The sequence below is a fragment of the Methyloversatilis sp. RAC08 genome, assembly GCF_001713355.1.
Classification (GTDB): Bacteria; Pseudomonadota; Gammaproteobacteria; order Burkholderiales; family Rhodocyclaceae; genus Methyloversatilis.
Genome location: NZ_CP016448.1, coordinates 2,007,155 through 2,024,471, shown reverse-complemented (window position 1 = coordinate 2,024,471; position 17,317 = coordinate 2,007,155). Strand labels below are relative to the sequence as shown.

18 protein-coding genes are annotated in these 17,317 nt (G+C 65.5%); 1 reads left to right on the top strand and 17 read right to left on the bottom strand.

Going from position 1 to position 17,317, the window contains the following annotated elements:
- Window positions 1-126: 126 nt before the first annotated feature.
- The 14 genes from BSY238_RS09470 to mnmG form a co-directional block, all read right to left on the bottom strand.
- Entirely contained in the window at window positions 127-828 is a 702-nt protein-coding gene (locus tag BSY238_RS09470; protein ID WP_069038916.1) for an ABC transporter ATP-binding protein, read from the bottom strand.
- The gene (locus tag BSY238_RS09465) at window positions 828-1,637 is read right to left on the bottom strand and encodes an ABC transporter ATP-binding protein (RefSeq protein WP_069038915.1); all 810 of its coding nucleotides are present in this window, start codon (window positions 1,635-1,637) and stop codon (window positions 828-830) included. The genes BSY238_RS09470 and BSY238_RS09465 overlap by 1 nt, the downstream gene beginning before the upstream one ends.
- Window positions 1,634-2,734 (bottom strand): ABC transporter permease subunit, encoded by a 1,101-nt coding sequence (locus BSY238_RS09460; RefSeq protein WP_069040588.1) that lies wholly within the window; start codon window positions 2,732-2,734, stop codon window positions 1,634-1,636. Before BSY238_RS09460 ends, BSY238_RS09465 begins: the two co-directional genes overlap by 4 nt.
- 2 nt (window positions 2,735-2,736) lie before the next feature.
- Window positions 2,737-3,162 carry a PIN domain-containing protein gene (locus BSY238_RS09455; RefSeq protein ID WP_069038914.1) on the bottom strand — a complete coding sequence of 142 codons (426 nt, stop codon included), beginning with the start codon at window positions 3,160-3,162 and terminating at the stop codon, window positions 2,737-2,739.
- On the bottom strand, window positions 3,159-3,425 hold the full coding sequence (locus BSY238_RS09450; protein WP_069038913.1) for a hypothetical protein: 267 nt from the start codon (window positions 3,423-3,425) through the stop codon (window positions 3,159-3,161). The genes BSY238_RS09455 and BSY238_RS09450 overlap by 4 nt, the downstream gene beginning before the upstream one ends.
- Window positions 3,426-3,495: 70 nt before the next feature.
- A complete protein-coding gene (locus BSY238_RS09445; protein ID WP_069038912.1) occupies window positions 3,496-4,419 on the bottom strand; it encodes a branched-chain amino acid ABC transporter permease in 924 nt (307 codons plus the stop codon).
- A gap of 7 nt (window positions 4,420-4,426) precedes the next feature.
- Window positions 4,427-5,638 (bottom strand): branched-chain amino acid ABC transporter substrate-binding protein, encoded by a 1,212-nt coding sequence (locus BSY238_RS09440; RefSeq protein WP_069038911.1) that lies wholly within the window; start codon window positions 5,636-5,638, stop codon window positions 4,427-4,429.
- Window positions 5,639-6,092: 454 nt separating this feature from the next.
- Window positions 6,093-7,025, bottom strand: coding sequence for an acyl-CoA desaturase (locus BSY238_RS09435; RefSeq protein ID WP_069038910.1), 933 nt, complete (start codon window positions 7,023-7,025; stop codon window positions 6,093-6,095).
- Window positions 7,026-7,186: 161 nt separating this feature from the next.
- Window positions 7,187-7,516: a c-type cytochrome gene (locus BSY238_RS09430; protein ID WP_069038909.1), complete on the bottom strand. Its 330-nt coding sequence runs from the start codon at window positions 7,514-7,516 to the stop codon at window positions 7,187-7,189.
- 173 nt (window positions 7,517-7,689) lie between these two features.
- Window positions 7,690-8,562, bottom strand: a complete 873-nt coding sequence (locus tag BSY238_RS09425) for a DMT family transporter (protein ID WP_069038908.1) — start codon at window positions 8,560-8,562, stop codon at window positions 7,690-7,692.
- A 27-nt stretch (window positions 8,563-8,589) separates the two neighbouring features.
- Window positions 8,590-9,447: a ParB/RepB/Spo0J family partition protein gene (locus BSY238_RS09420; protein ID WP_069038907.1), complete on the bottom strand. Its 858-nt coding sequence runs from the start codon at window positions 9,445-9,447 to the stop codon at window positions 8,590-8,592.
- A gap of 37 nt (window positions 9,448-9,484) precedes the next feature.
- Window positions 9,485-10,255, bottom strand: a complete 771-nt coding sequence (locus BSY238_RS09415) for a ParA family protein (protein WP_069038906.1) — start codon at window positions 10,253-10,255, stop codon at window positions 9,485-9,487.
- A 7-nt stretch (window positions 10,256-10,262) separates the two neighbouring features.
- The gene (rsmG, locus tag BSY238_RS09410; RefSeq protein WP_069038905.1) at window positions 10,263-10,901 is read right to left on the bottom strand and encodes a 16S rRNA (guanine(527)-N(7))-methyltransferase RsmG; all 639 of its coding nucleotides are present in this window, start codon (window positions 10,899-10,901) and stop codon (window positions 10,263-10,265) included.
- Window positions 10,902-10,949: 48 nt separating this feature from the next.
- Window positions 10,950-12,839: a tRNA uridine-5-carboxymethylaminomethyl(34) synthesis enzyme MnmG gene (mnmG, locus tag BSY238_RS09405; RefSeq protein WP_069038904.1), complete on the bottom strand. Its 1,890-nt coding sequence runs from the start codon at window positions 12,837-12,839 to the stop codon at window positions 10,950-10,952.
- Window positions 12,840-13,003: 164 nt separating this feature from the next.
- Between mnmG and BSY238_RS09400 the strand changes: the two genes are divergently transcribed.
- Entirely contained in the window at window positions 13,004-13,330 is a 327-nt protein-coding gene (locus BSY238_RS09400) for a hypothetical protein (RefSeq protein WP_069038903.1), read from the top strand.
- A 50-nt stretch (window positions 13,331-13,380) separates the two neighbouring features.
- Here BSY238_RS09400 and BSY238_RS09395 read toward each other — a convergent pair whose 3' ends face one another.
- The 3 genes from BSY238_RS09395 to yidC form a co-directional block, all read right to left on the bottom strand.
- Window positions 13,381-14,142: a sulfite exporter TauE/SafE family protein gene (locus BSY238_RS09395; protein WP_069038902.1), complete on the bottom strand. Its 762-nt coding sequence runs from the start codon at window positions 14,140-14,142 to the stop codon at window positions 13,381-13,383.
- 30 nt (window positions 14,143-14,172) lie between these two features.
- Window positions 14,173-15,537, bottom strand: a complete 1,365-nt coding sequence (mnmE, locus tag BSY238_RS09390) for a tRNA uridine-5-carboxymethylaminomethyl(34) synthesis GTPase MnmE (RefSeq protein ID WP_069038901.1) — start codon at window positions 15,535-15,537, stop codon at window positions 14,173-14,175.
- Window positions 15,538-15,640: 103 nt separating this feature from the next.
- Window positions 15,641-17,281: a membrane protein insertase YidC gene (gene yidC / locus BSY238_RS09385; protein ID WP_069038900.1), complete on the bottom strand. Its 1,641-nt coding sequence runs from the start codon at window positions 17,279-17,281 to the stop codon at window positions 15,641-15,643.
- Between the last annotated feature and the right edge of the window lie 36 nt (window positions 17,282-17,317).

Below are 17,317 nucleotides of genomic sequence, written 5' to 3'. Positions count from 1 at the left end.
ACGTCGTTGCAGCAAAGCAGCCTGCGCGTCGGTCAGCGACCGTTGCGCAGGCTGTCGATGACGGCCATGTTCTGTTCGATCAGCCGATTGCACTCGTCGCTGCGCCGGTCGACGGCTGCTGTCGTCTCACTCGCCCAGATAGGCGGCGCGTACGGCGGGATTGTCGAGCAGTTCGGCCGAGGCGGCGGCCAACGTGATGCGTCCGCTGTCCATCACGTAGCCGCGATCGCACAGCGACAGCGCAAGGCGCGCGTTCTGTTCGACCAGCAGCAGGGTGACGCCGTCGCGCGCGATGTCGCGGATGACGCCGAACACCGTATCGACCATGACCGGTGACAGGCCCATCGACGGCTCGTCGAGCAGCAGCAGGCGCGGCCGGCTCATCAGCGCGCGGCCGATGGCGACCATCTGCTGTTCGCCACCGGACAGGGTGCCGGCGGTCTGACCCGCGCGTTCCTTCAGCCGCGGCAGCAGCGTATAGACACGTTCGAGATCCGCTGCGATGGCGGCGCGGTCGTCGCGCGCATAGGCCCCCATGTCGAGGTTTTCGCGCACCGACAGGCGGGCGAACACGCCGCGGCCTTCCGGCACCAGCGCCAGACCGCGACCGACCAGAGTGTGCGGCGGGGCATGCGAAATGTCGCCGCCGTCGAAACGCACTTCACCACCGGCCGGCAGCATGCGCGCCAGCGCCTTCAGCGTGCTGGTCTTGCCGGCGCCGTTGGCACCGATCAGCGCCACCTTCTCGCCGGCCGCGATGTCCAGATCGATGCCCTTGACCGCCCGGATGCCGCCGTAGTGCACGGTCAGCCCGCGTACTTCCAGCATCAGGCGGCCTCCGGGTCGGACTGCTGGCCCAGGTACGCGGTGATCACGCGCGGATGGCGGCGCACCACGTCGGGTACGTCTTCGGCGATCTTCTCGCCGTAGTCGAGCACGGCCACACGGTCGCACAGGCCCATCACCAGCTTCACGTCATGCTCGATCAGCAGCGCGGTGAGCCCGTCGCCGCGCAGCTTTTCGATCAATGTGCGCAGACCGGCGGTTTCGGTGGCATTCATGCCGGCCGCCGGTTCGTCGAGCGCCAGCAGCTTGGGTTCGGACGCCAGCGCGCGGGCGATTTCGAGCCGGCGCTGGTCGCCGTAACTGAGGTGGGTCGCCTGCTGGTTGGCCAGATGGTCGATGCCGACATAGCGCAGCAGCGCATGCGCGCGCGCCTCCGTCGCCGCCTCTTCGGCGCGCGCGGACGGCGTGCGCAGGATGGCGCCGATGACGCCGGTACGCAGCCGGATGTGCCGGCCGACCATGACATTCTCAAGCGCGCTCATGGCGCCGAACAGCCGGATGTTCTGGAAGGTGCGCGCGATGCCGGCGCCGGCGATGCGGTGCGGCACGCCCGGCGGCAGGTCACGGCCGTCGAACATGACGCGACCTTCGTCCGGGCTGTACAGGCCGGTCAGCACATTGAAGAAGCTGGTCTTGCCGGCGCCATTCGGCCCGATCAGGCCATACACCTCACCGCGCCGTATCGTCAGCGACACGTCGCGCAGCGCCTGCACGCCGCCGAAACGCTTCGACACGCCGCTGGCCGACAGCAGCACTGCGTCCTGCGCGAACGTGCCCACCGGGTCGCTCATGTCGCCTCCGCGTGCGCGGCCAGTTCGCGCTTGCGCAGCGCCGATGGCCACAGGCCGGCCGGTCGCCAGCGCATCACGAGCACCAGCGCCACGCCGAACAGCAGCAGGCGCAGCGATTCCGGATCGACCAGCACCTTGCCGAACAGCCATTGCTGCACCGGTGCGGCGCCCCAGCGCAGCAGTTCGGGCAGCAACGCCAGCAGCAGCGCACCGAGGATGACGCCGGCGATGTGGCCCATGCCCCCCAGCACCACCATGCACAGCACCATGATGGATTCGAGCAGGCCGAACGACTCCGGACTGACGAAACCCTGGAAGCCGGCAAACAGGCCGCCTGCCACGCCGCCGAACGTCGCGCCGAGCCCGAACGCCAGCAGCTTCACGTTGCGCGTATTGATGCCGCAGGCACGCGCCGCCAGTTCGTCTTCGCGGATGGCCACCCAGGCGCGGCCGAGCCGCGAATCCTGCAGGCGCACGCAGATGAAGATGACCGCCAGCGTCAGCGCCAGGAAGAAGTAGTAGTGCGCGGTGACCGAGGGGATCTGCAGCCCGAACAGTTCGAAGCTGCGGCCGAGCGACTGGCCGGCGATCTGCGCCGACTGGATGTTGTTGATGCCCTGCGGCCCGTTGGTCAGGTTCAGTGGTGCATTCAGGTTGTTCAGGAAGATGCGGATGATTTCGCCGAAGCCGAGCGTGACGATGGCGAGGTAATCGCCGCGCAGCTTCAGCGTCGGCGTGCCCAGCATCACACCGAACAGGCCGGCGACCAGCGCACCCAGCGGCAGCACCAGCCACACCGACCACGCCGGCGCACTGGCGAACACGGCCGGAAAGGCGATGGCCAGATGCGGGCTCGACAGCAGCGCGTACAGATAGGCACCGACTGCGTAGAAGGCGATGTAGCCCAGGTCGAGCAGGCCGGCGAAGCCGACCACGATGTTCAGGCCGAGCGCCAGCATGACGTAGAGCAGTGCGAAATCGATGATGCGCACCCACGAATTGCCGAAATTCGCGCCGACGACGAAGGGCAGCACCGCCAGCGCGATGCCGATCAGCACGATGCCCAGCCGGGCGCGCAGCTTCGGGTCGCCGGGCAGGGTCACGTGGCGTCACCGAGAAAAGGGTTCTCGACACGCACGCCGTCAATCACCTGGCCGTGGCTGAGGTCTTCGGTGATCAGCGTGCCGCATCCGGCATGGGCGGCCGCTGAAACGATGAGCGCATCCGAGAACGACAGTCGATGATGCTGACTGCGCCGCGCCGCGATCAGTACCAGTTGCGGCGTGACCTGTACGACATCGAGCACCGTCAGCGCCTCGGTCATGCGAAAAGCGTCCTCCGCCGGAACGGTGGACGCGAATCGTGCCCGAAGCACGTAATGAAACTCCTGCATGACTTGCGTGCTGATGACGGCGTTGCCGGCTTCAGCGTGGTGGTTGAAGCACGCGCGGGCGGACTGCTGCTTGATCGGGTCAGCCGTATCTATCCGGTACAGCAGGACATTCGTGTCGAAGAAGAACTTCACTGCTCGCGCGCCGGGCCATGGGGTGACATCCGCTCTTCGTAGATGTCATTGCGATCGAAGGTCCAGCCGTCTCCGCTGGAGGGCTGGAGGCGGTCGACCAGTGCGTCGAGATCCGCCAACGCGCGCAGGCGCGCCTCGCGGCCGCTGGCGTAGCGGGCAATCTGCTCGCGCACGACAGCGTTGACCGAAGTCCCTTCGCTCGCTGCCCGGATTCTCGCCTTCTGCAGCAACTCGTCATCGATCACCAACGTAAGATTGGCCATGGCACCCTCGACATCGAAAAATTACACAGGACCAGCGTAGCACAGGTCATGTGTTAAAGATGCCATGCGCTCATGCCCGTTCCGCCACTTTCTCGCCCATCAGGCCGGACGGGCGGAATACCAGCACCAGGATGAGCACGAAGAACGCGAACACGTCCTGGTAGTGGCTGCCGAGGAAACCGCCGGTCAGGTCGCCGATGTAACCGGCGCCCAGACTTTCGATGACGCCCAGCAGCAGGCCGCCCAGCATGGCGCCGCCGACATTGCCGATGCCGCCCAGCACGGCGGCGGTGAAGGCCTTCAGGCCGAGCATGAAGCCCATGGCGTAGTGCGCGATCGAATAGTTGGCCGCGACCATGACGCCGGCCACCGCGGCCAGTGCCGAGCCGAGCACGAAGGTGAAGGCGATGACGCGATCGACGTCGACACCCATCAGCCGCGCCACCGCCGGATTCTCGGACGTCGCGCGCATCGCGCGGCCAAGCCGGGTGCGCGTGATCAGCCACAGCAGCGCCGACATCAGCACTGCGGCGGTGACGACGATCAGGATCTGCAGATCGGTGATCGCGGCGCCGAACACCTGGTGCGGCGTGGTCGGCAGAATGGCCGGGAAGGTGTGGTAATTGCGGCCCCAGCCCATCATGGCCAGCTGCTGCAGCACGATGGACACGCCGATGGCCGTGATCAGCGGCGCCAGCCGGGGTGCGTTGCGCAGCGGCCGGTAGGCGATGCGCTCGATCGAGAAGCCGACCACCATGCAGACCGGAATCGCGATCAGCAGGCCGCCGAGCACCACCACCGGGCCGGGCAGCCCCGACGGCACCAGCAGGCCGATGGCGGTCAGCGCAGTCAGCGCGCCGATCATCACCACCTCGCCGTGCGCGAAATTGATCAGCCCGAGGATGCCGTAGACCATCGTGTAGCCCAGTGCCACCAGCGCATAGATGCTGCCGAGCACCAGACCATTGATGATCTGCTGGATGAAAATGTCCACGCGGCGCTTACGGCGTCGCGTCGCCGCCCATCGTCTCCAGCGGAGACCATGCGCCAGCCTTCGCCTGGTACAGCGTCACCGCGCCGTTCTTGATGTCGCCCTTTTCGTCGAAGGCGATCTGCGCGGTCAGGCCGGGGTAGTTGATCTGTTCAAGTTCGGGCAGGAATTTCATGCGATCGGTCGAGCCGGCCTGCTTCATCGCCTCGGCCACGACGCGCACCGCGTCGTACGCATACGGCGCGTAAAGCTGGATGTCGGTGTTGAACTTCGCCTTGTAGCGGTCACGGAAAGCGGTGCCGCCGGCCATCTTTTCCAGCGGCACGCCGGGCAGCGAGCAGTAGTGGCCTTCCGCGCCCTCGCCGGCCAGTTTGTGGAATTCCACCGTGCAGCCACCGTCGCCGAACAGCATGGGGATGCCCAGATTGAGTGTCTTCAGCTGGCGCGCCATCGGGCCCGCCTGGGTGTCCATGCCGCCGTAGAACAGCAGGTCGGCCGAAGTCGATTTCACCTTGGTCAGGATGGCGGCGAAGTCGGTCGCCTTGTCGGTCGTGTATTCGCGGGTGACGATTTCTGCGCCGGCCGCCTTGGCGGCCTTTTCGAATTCGTCGGCCAGGCCCTGACCATAGGCGGTGCGGTCATCGATGATGGCGATGCGCCGCGCATTCAGGTTCTTCATCGCGAACGTACCGAGCGCGCCGCCCTGCTGCACGTCGTCGGCGAACACGCGGAACGCGCCGGCGTAACCCTGGCGGGTGTACTGCGGGTTGGTCGCCGACGGCGACACCTGGACGATGCCCGCATCGTGGTAGATGCGCGATGCCGGAATCGTGGTGCCGCTGTTCAGGTGACCGATGACTGCATTGACGCGCGAATCGGCGAGCTTCTGCGCCACGGTCGTGCCCTGGCGCGGGTCGGCCTGATCGTCTTCGCCGAGCAGTTCGAAACGTGCCGGCTTGCCGCCGATCTGGAAGCCCTCGGCGTTCAGATCATCGATGGCCAGCCTGGCGCCGTTCTCGTTGTCCTTGCCCAGATGCGCCTGCGGCCCGGTCAGCGGGGCCACATGACCCAGCCGCACGATCAGCGGAGCATCCATCGCCGGTGCGCCGCCCACGGATGCCGCCGACGGCGCCGTATCGGACTGCTCGCCGCACGCCGCGAGCAGGCAGGCCGACAGAATGAGAAGCGCAGGCAGGGGACGCGACGGGAAAGGTTGGGTCATGAAAGGTCTCCGCAAGGCTGGAAGGAAGGTCAGCGCCGGATTTTGCGGGCGGCTGCGGGCAGCGTCAATTTTGTTTGTGCGCTGCGGCGCCGGGCGGGCGGCAGACAAGATGGATGGCGTGCGCTTGCATCACCTCGCACGCCGGCTTTTCAGAACCTCGGAACCGCTTGCGCCTTAAGGATGAGACCCGGACCGGCAGGGAACAGCGCATACGCTTCCGGCTCCGGCCGCGACAGCACGATCCGGTTCAGCTGCCGCCGCCCCCTTCTTGACCGCCACCGGGAAGCAACAGGAGACGGCGAAAGAACATGGTGAAGTGCCTTGAACCCAATACGGGCGCTTGGCCGCCGTCGTTTCATCACAACCATGTCGTAAAGACCCATTGCCGGAACAAGGCACTCAGGTGATGCATTGCAGGGCGGCCATCCACTCTGAAAAAGAGTGCGACACACCTTCAGCGCAGGTCACTGACCTTTGCGGCCGCTGGCGCCAGCCCGCCTTCTTCACGCACATCTTCCGGCAGCTGGTCGCGCAGGTCGCGGATGATGCCCAGCGCGGCCAGCAACTTGAGGATGTAGTAGGTCAGGTCGATTTCGTACCAGGCGAAGCCGGCGCGTGCGCTGGCGCCGTAGCGGTGGTGATTGTTGTGCCAGCCGCCACCCATCGTCAGCAGCGCCAGCAGCGGGCGGTTGACCGAATCGTCGTCGGTGTCGAAGCGGCGATAGCCACCGGGGAGATGGCCGAAATGACCGATCGAATTGACCAGCGACACCGTCTGCACGCCGAGCGCGGTCGGCAGGAAGAAGCCCCACATCAGCGCAGCACCGCCGGTCACGGTCGGACCGAAGGCACCCGCCGTCGCCAGCAGCCAGATGAAGAACGCGCCGGACAGCATGAGCAGCGTGTAGTGCTTGTTCACCCACAGGATTTCCGGGAAGCGCGCGAAGTCGGGTACCACGTCGAGATCCGTGTCCTTGTAGCGCTCGCACCAGACCCAGCCGACGTGCGACTGCATCAGCCCGTGCTGGCGCGGCGAAATCGGATCGTCCGGCTGTTCGACGTTCTGGTGATGGACGCGATGCACCGACGCCCACCACAGCGGCCCGTGCTGGCCGCACTGTGACGCAATCACCGCGAGCACGAACTGCACCGGGCGCGAACACTTGAAGGCGCGGTGCGAGAAGTAGCGGTGGTAGATGGCTTCGACGCCGAACATGCGCAGTGCGTAGCTGGCGACGGCGAGCAGCACGAGCGGCCAGGTCGGCGGAAAGAGGAAGGGGGTGGCGATTGCGCAGCCGAACAGGATGACGTAGCGGACCCGGGTCTGATTGATCGATTCGGTGACCTGCTTGCCGTAGCGGACGCGCGGCGGGGTCGTTGCACTCATGCTCGACTTCTCCTGACAGACACATGTCCGTCGCGAGCTTAGCAAGGTCAGCGTCACCCGCAGGCCCGAGAAAAGGGGGTGTAAGCGCCGCTATTCCGGCTGAACAAAAAAAAGCCGGCTGTTGCCAGCCGGCCTTCTGCTGCGACGCGTGCTGCGCAGCCTTACTTGGCGCCCGCGAGGATCCAGGCGGCCAGCTTCTTGGCGTCGGCTTCGCTGACGCCCGGATTGGCCGGCATCGGCACCGCACCGCCCCACATCAGCTTGGAGCCGGCCGGCGTGCCGGCGCGGATGAAGGTCGCCAGCTTGCCTTCGGCGTCCTTCTGGCCTTCGTACTTCTTCGCCACAGCCTGATAGCCCGGGCCGAGGACGCCCGCCTTTTCGATGGCGTGACAGCCCAGACAGCCCTTGGCGGTAGCCAGGTCCTTGCTGGCGAAAGCCGGTGCGCTCACGAGCGCGATGGCACAGACGGCGGCGGAAATGATCGTTCTCATGACGTTCCTCGACAGTAGTTTAACCAATGATTATCGCGGGGCCGGGCTCTCCGGCATCAACTCGGCGGCGCGGCTCGCCAGTCTAGTCCAGCCGCTGACGGTGAACAAGTTTGGCGAGTCGCAACGACCCTCGTGCATAACGGCAGTCCCCGGCGGTCCGTTGACCGGGAATTTCACCGGGGCGTTCGCCGCCATCCCAGCGTCAGCGCGGTACCGACCAGAATCACTGCCGTACTGGCCAGCATGGCGGGCGTCGGCACCTCTTCGAACAGCAGGTGGCCCCACAGCATGGCGAACGGCGGAATCACGAACGTGACGCTCAGCGCCGGCGTCGCGCCGATGCGGCCAAGCAGCCGGAAGTACATGACGTTGCCGAGCGCGGTCGACACCAGACCGAGCACCAGCACCGCACTGATCGCCGGCCACGACGGCAGCGCGGCGGGCAGCGAAACCAGCGCCCAGGGCAGCAGCAGTATCGCGCCGGTGACCGAAAACCCGGTAGCCACCGCCGATGCGTTCAGATCGCCGAGCTTGCGCCGCGCCAACTGCACACCCAGCCCGTAGCAGGCAGCGCCCGCAAGGCCGAGCAGCACGGCGTCGATACCGATGCGCAGCGGACCGAGCTCGCGCAGGCTGGCCAGCAATGCGACGCCGGCGAAGCCCAGCATCAGGCCGACCGCCTTGCTGCGCGACAGCGCCTCACGCCACACGCACACCGCAAGCAGCGCCGAGAACAGGGGCGAACTGGCATTGAGCACCGCAGCAAAGCCGGCGCTGGAGCGCATGACGGTTTCAGCAAACAGCGTGAAGGGCAACGCGGTGGTGCCGGCGCCGATCAGCGCGAGCCAGCCCAGCGTGCGCCGCCGGTCGATGGTCGCGACGCTGCGCAACGGAGAACCGAATACGAGGCAGAGCGCCGTCGCCGCCAGCAGCAGGCGCAGGCTGACCGTCGCAGCGAGGCCGAATTCGGGAATCGCCACCCGGTACAGCGCGAACGACGCTCCCCAGACCAGACCCAGCAGCAGGAATTCGATGGCAGAACGCATGCGGCGACAGAACGCCGGTCAGGGCGATCAGCCGCGCAGGCGCGCGATCAGCCCGTCGAGCTGGTCGAGGTCGTTGAAGCGGATGGCGACCTTGCCGGCGCCACGCGCATTGGCCTGCACGCTGACCACGGCACCCACCAGATCGGACAGTTCCTCTTCCAGCCGCGCCAGATCGCGCGGCACGCTGGCGGTGCGCTTGCTCCCCTGTTCGGCCACACCGCCCTGCGCCACCAGCTTTTCGGTGTCGCGCACGGTCAGGCCCTGCGCCACGACGCGATTGGCGAGCGCGATCTGGTCGGCGCGCGGCAGCGTCAGCAGCGCGCGCGCATGACCCATGTCGAGATCGCCGGTGATCAGCTGTTCCTGTACCGGCTCGGCCAGCTGCAGCAGTCGCAGCAGATTGGTGGTGGCCGACCGCGAGCGGCCGATCGCGTTGGCCGCCTGTTCGTGCGTCATGCCGAACTCATCGATCAAGCGCTGCACGCCGGCCGCCTCTTCCAGCGGATTCAGGTTCTCGCGCTGGATGTTCTCGATCAGGCTCATCGCCAGCGCGGCTTCGTCGGCGATTTCGCGCACCAGCGCCGGCACTTCGGTCAGCCCTGCCAGTTGCGCGGCACGCCAGCGGCGTTCGCCGGCGATGATTTCGAAGCGCTCGCGCGCGACCTCGCGCACCAGGATGGGCTGCATGATGCCCTGCGCGCGGATCGACTCGGCCAGCTCCTCGAGCGAGCCCGGGTCCATGCGCGTGCGCGGCTGGTACTTGCCCGGCTGCAGCGCACCGACCGCCAGCGTGCGCAACTCGCCGGCATTGCCGGACTCGCCGGAATTGCCGGCCAGCAGCGCATCCAGCCCGCGGCCGAGACCTTTCTGTTTGGGTGGGGTCATTGTTTGCCTTCTTCTTGTGTAGTGCGAATGAATGCGGCTAGAGGGTTTTCACCCGCTCGATCATTTCCTGTGCGAACGCGGTGTAGGCCTGCGCGCCCTTGGCGCTCTTGTCGAACAGCACGCCCGGTACCCCGTAGCTGGGAGCTTCCGCCAGACGGACGTTGCGCGGGACAACGGTTCTGAACACCTTGTCGCCGAAGTGCGATTCGAGCTGCGCCGACACCTGCTGCGACAACGTGCTGCGCGGGTCGAACATGACGCGCAGCAGGCCGATCACCTTCAGGTCGCGGTTCAGGTTGGCATGCACCTTCTTGATGGTGTTCACCAGATCGGACAGGCCCTCGAGCGCGTAGTACTCGCACTGCATCGGAATGATGACGCCGTGCGCCGCGCACAGGCCGTTCAGCGTGAGCAGGCTCAGGCTGGGCGGGCAGTCGATCAACACGAAGTCGTAATCGTCTGCGCACTCTGAAATGGCCTTTTTCAATCGGTTTTCCCGATTTTCAATTTCGACCAGTTCGACTTCGGCACCCGCCAGATCGCGGTTGGCCGGCAGCACGTCGAGACCGGCATGCGGACTGGTGACGCGCGCGTCGGCGAGCGAAGCCAGGCCGAGCAGCACCGGGTAGACGCTGGATTTGAGCGTGCGCTTGTCGACGCCGGCGCCCATCGTGGCGTTGCCCTGCGGATCGAGGTCGACCAGCAGCGTGCGCTGGCCCGCCTGACCCAGCGCGGCGGCGAGGTTGACGCTGGTCGTCGTCTTGCCGACTCCGCCCTTCTGGTTGGCGATCGCGAAAATGCGCGGCATCGGCCGGTCAGCCTGCAGCAGGCACGCGGGCAAGCCACAGCAGGTGGCGCGCGCCCTCGACGCCCGGCACCTGCAGTTCTTCGGCCCGGCGCAAGGCCCAGCCGGCAGGAATGGCCCGCACTTCCTCGTCCGGATAAACGCCCTTCATCGCCAGCATCTGACCGTCCGGCTTCAGCAGATGCCCCGCCACCTTGATGAAGTCGGCCAGATCGCCGAAGGCGCGCGACACGATGAAATCACGGCTCTGCGGCAGTTCGACCGCTTCGGCACGCGCAATCTGCACATCGAAGTTTTCCAGACCGAGGTCGATGCGTACCTGCTGCTGGAACGATGCCTTCTTGGAATTCGGCTCGATCGACAGCACGTCGAGGTCGGGTCGCGCGATGGCCAGCGGGATGCCCGGCACGCCACCGCCGGAACCGATGTCGATCAGCGTCGAACCGTCCGGAATGAAGCGTGCGATCGACAGCGCGTCGAGCAGGTGATGCGTCAGCATGCGCGACTCTTCGCGGATCGCGGTGAGGTTGTACACCGCGTTCCACTTGGCCATCAGCGCGATGAATCGCAGCAGTCGCGTCTGCGCGGCGGCGGGAATCGAAAGGTCGAGGACGTTCAGGCCGGCGGCCAGTTCGGTTTGCAGGGTCATGGGCAGATCGCTTGAGTCAACTTCAATTCGGGGGGTCGGCTTACCGGCTCAGGCTGCGCTGCGCACGGCGTGACGCTTCTTCAGGTGCACCAGCAGCAGCGATATCGCCGCCGGCGTGATGCCCTGGATGCGCGAGGCCTGGCCCAGCGTTTCCGGGCGGTGCTGTACCAGCTTCTGGCGCACCTCGCGCGACAGGCCGGTCACGGCGGCGTAATCCATGTCGTCGGGCAGGCGCATGTCTTCGGTCGCGCGCAGGCGCTCGACTTCGTCCTGCTGGCGATCGATGTACCCCTGGTACTTGGCCAGGATGTCCAGTTGTTCGATTGCGTCGACGTCGGTGATCGGTTCGGGCGCACCCGGCAGCGTCATCAGTGCGGCATAGCTCACGTCAGGACGGCGCAGCAGATCGAACAGCGAATACTCGTGCTCGATGGGCTTGCCGAGCACGCGGATGGCGTCGCTTGCCGGTACCGTGTCCGGGCGTACCCAGGTCGCGCGCAGGCGCTGCGTTTCGCCGGCGATCGCGTCGCGCTTGCGGTTGTAGGCATCCCAGCGCGCGTCGTCGATCAAGCCCATGTCGCGCGCGATATCGGTCAGCCGCAGGTCGGCGTTGTCTTCGCGCAGACTGAGCCGGTACTCGGCGCGCGAGGTGAACATGCGGTAGGGCTCGGATACGCCGCGCGTGATCAGGTCATCGACGAGTACGCCCAGATAGGCCTCGCTGCGCGCCGGACACCACGCATCGAGGCCGTGCACCTGACGCGCTGCATTGAGGCCTGCCAGCAGGCCCTGCGCCGCGGCTTCTTCGTAGCCGGTCGTGCCGTTGATCTGACCGGCAAAGAACAGGCCTTCGATGGCGCGGGTTTCCAGCGAAGACTTCAGACCGCGCGGGTCATAGTAATCGTATTCGATCGCATAGCCAGGACGCAGGATGTGAGCGTTCTCCAGCCCGGGAATGCTGCGCACCAGATCGATCTGCACGTCGAACGGCAGCGAGGTCGAAATGCCGTTCGGATACACCTCGTGCGTCGTCAGGCCTTCCGGTTCCAGGAAAATGTTGTGGCTGTCGCGGTCGGCGAAGCGGTGGATCTTGTCCTCGATGCTCGGGCAGTAGCGCGGACCGACACCTTCGATCACGCCGGTGTACATCGGGGAACGATCCAGACCACCACGGATGATGTCGTGCGTGCGCGTCGTGGTGTGCGTGATCCAGCATGGCAGCTGACGCGGATGCATGGCGCGGTTGCCGATGAAGCTGAACACCGGCACCGGGTCATCGCCCGGCTGCGCCTCCATCAACGAGTAATCGATGCTGCGACCGTCGATGCGCGGTGGCGTACCAGTCTTCAGGCGGCCCTGCGGCAGCGCAAGTTCCTTCAGCTTTTCGGCCAGGCGGATCGCGGGTGGATCGCCTGCGCGACCGGCGGAATGGTTTTCCAGACCGACGTGTACCCGGCCATTCAGGAAGGTGCCTGCGGTCAGCACGACCGACCGCGCACGGAATCGGATACCCACTTCGGTCACGACGCCGGCGACGCGATCGCCCTCCATGATCAGATCGGCTGCAGCCTGCTGGAACAGATCAAGATTCGGCTGATTTTCAAGCCGGCTGCGGATGGCCGCCTTGTACAGAACGCGGTCGGCCTGCGCGCGCGTGGCGCGCACCGCCGGGCCCTTGCTGGCATTGAGTGTGCGGAACTGTATGCCGGCCTCGTCGGTGGCCAGTGCCATCGCGCCGCCCAGCGCATCGACTTCCTTCACCAGATGACCCTTGCCGATGCCGCCGATCGATGGATTGCACGACATCTGGCCGAGCGTTTCGATGTTGTGCGTCAGCAGGAGCGTGCGCGCGCCGATGCGCGCAGCCGCCAGCGCGGCTTCGGTACCGGCATGGCCGCCGCCAATGACGATCACGTCGTAACGGGTCGGGAAATCCATTTTCGCTGCAATGCAAAATAAGGCGAAGGGGCTGAATGATACGACCGAAGGCAACGATCACCAAGGTCGCACGCCCGTGCAGCCTTGCAAGTTCTTACAGTTGCTTACGGCACAAAGCGTCCGCGCTCACTACGCTTGTGTCGTGTTCACCAAGAGTAAGAACCATGAAAACCCTCAGTTCGGTACTTGCTGCACTCACATTGACGTTCAGCGGTGTCGCGATGGCGGACCGCGACGACTGGCGCGGTCACCGCGGCGACCGTCACCATGGCTATCAGAAGGACTTCCGTGGCCATCACGATTTCGGGCGCCATCACCGTGGCTACGGTCCCCGACATCACGCCCCGCGCATCAGCCACCACTACTATGGCGGACCGGCCTACTACGTCGCACCGCCACGCTACTACGGCTATGGTGGCTACGGTCACCACGGTCATCGAGGTGGTGGCGGCGTGACCATCGTGCTGCCGCCAATCCGCTTCGGTCATTGATGCTGCGCCTGCGCAGGAACGTCTGAAGGATGTTTCACGTGAAACATCCTTCAGACTGACAGCACATCCCAGGTCAAACGCGCGATCAGCACACCCACCACGACAATGAATACGCGGCGCACGAACAGTGCGCCGTTCTTCATCGCAAGATGCGCGCCCACCCATGCGCCGGCGAGGTTGGCCAGCGCCATCAGTGCAGCCACCTTGATCATGATTGCACCCACAGGCACGAACCAGCACAGCGCGGCGAGGTTGGTGCTGACGTTCACGACCTTGGCAGCCGCCGACGCACGCAGGAAATCCCACGCATAGCAGCGGATGAAAAGAAAGATCAGGAAGCTGCCGGTTCCCGGTCCGAAGAAGCCGTCGTAAAAGCCGATCGCCGCACCCAGCAACAGCGCAAGTACCGGGCGCGGCTTGCGGTCGATGCCGCGCGACGAAGCGCCAAAGTCCTTCTTCTTCAGTGTGTAGGCAAGCACAGCGACCAGCAGCACGATGACCAGTGGTCGCAGCATCTGCGGCGGGAACAGGCCGACAGCAGCCGCGCCGGCAAATGACGCGACAAATGCAGCCAGGGCAGCGCGCCAGAGCACGCGCCAATCCATGTCCACCTTGCCCAGATAGCGGCGCGCCGCAAAGGCCGTCCCGACGATGCTGACCGCCTTGTTGGTACCGAACAGGGTCGCGGGCGCGACGCCCGGGAACACATTGAACAGCAGCGGTATCTGCACCAGTCCGCCACCACCGACCATGGCATCCACAAGACCTGCGAAGAATGCGCCGACAAACAACAAGGCGAAGTCAGCCAACAAAACGACCTTCCGGATGTTTCACGTGGAACATCACTTTCCGATGCAGAAGCGGGAAAAGATCTCACCCAGCAGATCATCAGGTGTGAACTCGCCGGTGATGTCGCCGAGCGCTCGATGGGCGAGACGCAGCTCTTCCGCAAACAAATCAAGCTGCAGAACCTTGCCGGCAATGCAGCTACGAGCGGCATCCAGCCTGTCCATCGCTGCATCGAGCGCATGAAGGTGTCGAGCACGGGCAGACAACGCGTCTTCGGCGCCACCATGCCAGCCGATGCAATCAAGCAGCGCCGTGCGGACGAGGTCCAGCCCCGCACCTTCGCGGGCGGACAGCCATACCGAGACGACATCGCCCGCGCGCTCGGAGTGGGGCGAATCATCGGTGAGATCGATCTTGTTGAATACGCGTATGCGCTTCAGTCCGTCCGGCAAGCCTTCGTCAATGCGCCGCGCCGCCGCATCGAACCCGGTCGTCGCGTCGATCAGGTGAACCACGGCATGCGCGCGATCGAGCTCGCGCCGCGTGCGGGCGATACCGGCCTGTTCGACCGGATCGCTCGTGTCGCGCAGACCCGCAGTGTCGATGATGTGCAGCGGTACGCCGTCGATGGAAATCAGCTCGCGCAGGGTGTCGCGCGTGGTTCCCGCGATATCGGTCACGATGGCGCGATCTTCGCCGGACAGCGCATTGAGCAGGCTGGACTTGCCAACGTTCGGCGCGCCGGCCAGCACGACCGTCAGCCCCTCTCTGAGGACGGCACCGCAGCGAGCCCTTTCGCGCAACGCGCCAACCGCCTGCATCACCTCATCGAGCTTGCGCCGGGCGCCTGCCTGTTCGATGAACTCGACATCTTCCTCGGGAAAGTCCAGCGTCGCCTCGACAAACAGTCGCAGGTTGACCAGCGCGTCCTCCAGTTGATGGACGTGACGCGAAAACTCGCCATCCAGGGAACGCATGGCGGCACGGGCCGCCGTTGACGTACTCGCGTCGATCAGATCGGCGACCGCCTCGGCCTGGGCCAGATCGATGCGATCGTTCAGGAAAGCCCGTTCGGTGAATTCACCGGGGCGGGCAGGGCGCGCACCCAGTTCGAAGCAGCGTGCGAGCACCGACTGCAGCACCGCGCGGCCACCATGACCGTGAAGCTCGAGCACATGTTCGCCGGTGTAGGACGCTGGCGCCGCAAACCACAGCGCGACACCGTGATCCAGCGTCGTCCCGTCGGCCGCCTGAAATCTCAGGAACGCGGCCTGACGAACTGGCGGCAGGCGCCCGAGTACGCCAAGTGCAACATCGGCCGCCCGGCTGCCGGACACCCGGACAACGCCGATGCCGCCGCGACCGGTTGCGGTCGCTATCGCGGCAATGGTGTCGGCAGGGTACCTGGCTGGATGCATGGTCGAGGGTCCGGTAACGAAGAGGGCGCCGCGCCCACAATACAACCCGCCGCGGGTGATTGCAGTCGCGGCGCCCTCGACGCCGGAGCGGGTATCTGCGGGATCAGGTCTTGGCGGCCTTGCCGCTTTCGATCATGCGGGTGATCTGCCACTGCTGGGCGATCGACAGCACGTTGTTCACCACCCAGTACAGCACCAGACCGGACGGGAAGAACAGGAACATGCCGGTGAACACGATCGGCAGGAAGAGCATCACTTTCGCCTGGATCGGGTCCGGCGGCGTCGGATTCAACTTGGTCTGCACGAACATCGTGATGCCCATGATGATGGGCAGAACGAAGTAGGGATCCTTGATCGACAGGTCGGTGATCCAGCCTATCCAGGGCGCGTTGCGCATTTCAACGCTGCCCAGCAGCACCCAGTACAGCGCGATGAACACCGGGATCTGCACCACGATGGGCAGGCATCCGCCGAGCGGATTGATCTTTTCCGTCTTGTACAGCTCCATCATTTCCTGCTGCATGCGCATGCGGTCGCCGCCGTGGCGCTCCTTGATCTGCTGCATGCGCGGCGTGACCACACGCAGCTTGGCCATCGAGCGGTAGCTGGCGGCGGACAGCGGGAAGAAGATCGCCTTGATCAGAATCGTCAGCAGGATGATGGCCCATCCCCAGTTGCCGACCATGTCGTGCAGCTTCTCCAGCACCCAGTGCATCGGCGAGGCGATGATGGTCAGGAAGCCGTAATCGACCACCAGATCAAGGCCCGGCGCCAATGCAACCAGATCTTCCTGGATCTGCGGACCCGCGTAGAGCGGCACTTCGATCGACGAAGTGGCGCCCGGCGCTGCCGCAGCAAGCGGCACGACGACGCCTGCGGTGTACAGGTCATTGCCGACCTTGCGGGCAAAGAATTCTCGATCGGCTCCCTTCGGAGGCACGAAGGCACTGACGAAATAGTGCTGCACCAGCGCCACCCAGCCATCCGGCGCCTTGTTGACGAACTTGGCCGAATTATCGGCGATGTCCGAAAAGTCGATCTTCTGGTACTTGCCCTGATCGGTATAGAAGGCCGGGCCGGTGAAGGTGCTCAACATGGCATTGCCGCCGGCGGTGGGCTTGCCGTCGCGCAACAGCTGGAAGTAGGCATGCGCGCTGACCGGCGCCTGCGAGGCATTCGCCACTTCGTAGCGCGTGCCGATCTGGTAGCTGCCGCGAGTGAAGGTGAGCACCTTGGTCACCGTGACGCCTTCGCCACCGGCTGCCGTCATGCGCAATTCGACCTTGTCCTGGCCATCAGCCAGCGTCAGCTCGCCTTCCGGCAGCTGGAAAACCGTCTTGTGTGTCGGCAGACCCTCACCAATCAGACCGCTCTGCGCGTGATAGAGGTGGGCACCGCCATTGTCGAGCAGCACGAAATTGCCGGTCGCTTCGGGGCCCGCCTTGTGCTGCAGCAGTTCGAGCCGGATGATCGAACCGCCCTCGGCCGACACATCGGCGATGAACAGATCGGTTACCACGCGGGTCGCGGTCTTCTGCGCCACGACCGGCACGGCCGGTACATCGGCTGCACCGGCCGGCGTGCTCACGGTCGGCACCGGTGCCTGGGCACCCGGCGACTGTGCCACTGCATCGGCAGCCGGTGCTGCGGCGACCGGCGGTTGCGACTGGCGCTGCCAGCCGTCCCACAGCATGAACAGCGAAAACAGGAAAACGATCAACAGGGCGGAGCGTTGGGTATCCATCTGGGGAATCGTCGGAAAAATGCGTCGTTGAGTGGA